At 68.7% G+C, this 1,194-nt stretch carries 1 protein-coding gene; it reads left to right on the top strand.

The window, feature by feature from the left end; genetic code table 11:
* The coding region (locus TSO221_RS32280; RefSeq protein ID WP_282187858.1) for a pyruvate formate lyase family protein at positions 1 to 1,194 on the top strand (1,194 nt) is incomplete at both ends.

Raw genomic sequence — 1,194 nt, 5'->3', positions numbered from 1 at the left:
CCCCTACGAGGGCGACCGCGCCTTCCTGGCCGGCGCCACCGGCAAGACCAAGGCGCTGTGGGACACCGTCGCCGCCCTGCTCAAGCAGGAGCGGGCATCCAAGGGCGGCGTGCTCGACGCCGACACCGAGGTCTTCTCCTCCATCGTCGCACACGCTCCCGGCTACATCGACAAGGACCTCGAGACCATCGTCGGCCTGCAGACCGACAAGCCCTTGAAGCGCGCCATCATGCCCTTCGGCGGCTGGCGCATGGTCAAGAACGGCCTGGAGGCCTACGGCTTCACCCCCAGCTCCAAGCTGGAGGAGGTCTTCCCCACCCTGCGCAAGACCCACAACGACGGCGTCTTCGACGCCTACACCGACGAAGCCCTGCGCTGCCGCAAGTCCGGCGTCATCACCGGCCTGCCCGACGCCTACGGCCGCGGGCGCATCATCGGCGACTACCGCCGCCTCGCCCTGTACGGCGCCGAGTTCCTCATCCAGGACAAGAAGGCCCAGCTCACCTCGCTGGAGCTCGACCAGCTCACCGAGGAGACGCTGCGCCTGCGCGAGGAGATCAACGAGCAGATCCGGGCGCTCGGCGAGCTGGTGCAGATGGCCCGCTCCTACGGCTTCGACGTCACCCGCCCGGCCGCCACCGCGCAGGAGGCGGTGCAGTGGACCTACCTCGCCTACCTCGCCGCGGTGAAGGAGGCCAACGGTGCCGCGATGTCGCTGGGCCGCGTCTCCAGCTTCCTCGACGCCTACATCGAGCGTGACCTCAAGGAAGGCACGCTGGCCGAGGTCGAGGCGCAGGCGCTGATCGACCAGTTCGTCATCAAGCTGCGCCTGGTGCGCTTCCTGCGCACGCCCGAGTACGACCAGCTGTTCTCCGGCGACCCGACCTGGGTCACCGAGTGCGTCGGCGGCATGGCGCTCGACGGCCGCACCCTGGTGACCAAGAGCAGCTTCCGCGTGCTCAACACGCTGAACAACCTCGGCCCGGCGCCGGAGCCGAACCTCACCGTGCTGTGGTCGGAGCAGCTGCCCGAGGGCTTCAAGGCGTTCTGCGCCGAGACCTCGATCAAGACCTGCTCGGTGCAGTACGAGAACGACGACCTGATGCGGCCCCACTGGGGCGACGACTACGGCATCGCCTGCTGCGTCTCGGCCATGCGGATCGGCAAGCAGATGCAGTTCTTCGGCGCCCGCGC

Source organism: Azospirillum sp. TSO22-1 (genome assembly GCF_003116015.1).
Lineage (GTDB): Bacteria > Pseudomonadota > Alphaproteobacteria > Azospirillales > Azospirillaceae > Azospirillum.
Note: the sequence above shows the minus strand (reverse complement) of the source record. Positions and strands in the feature narration are given on the sequence as shown.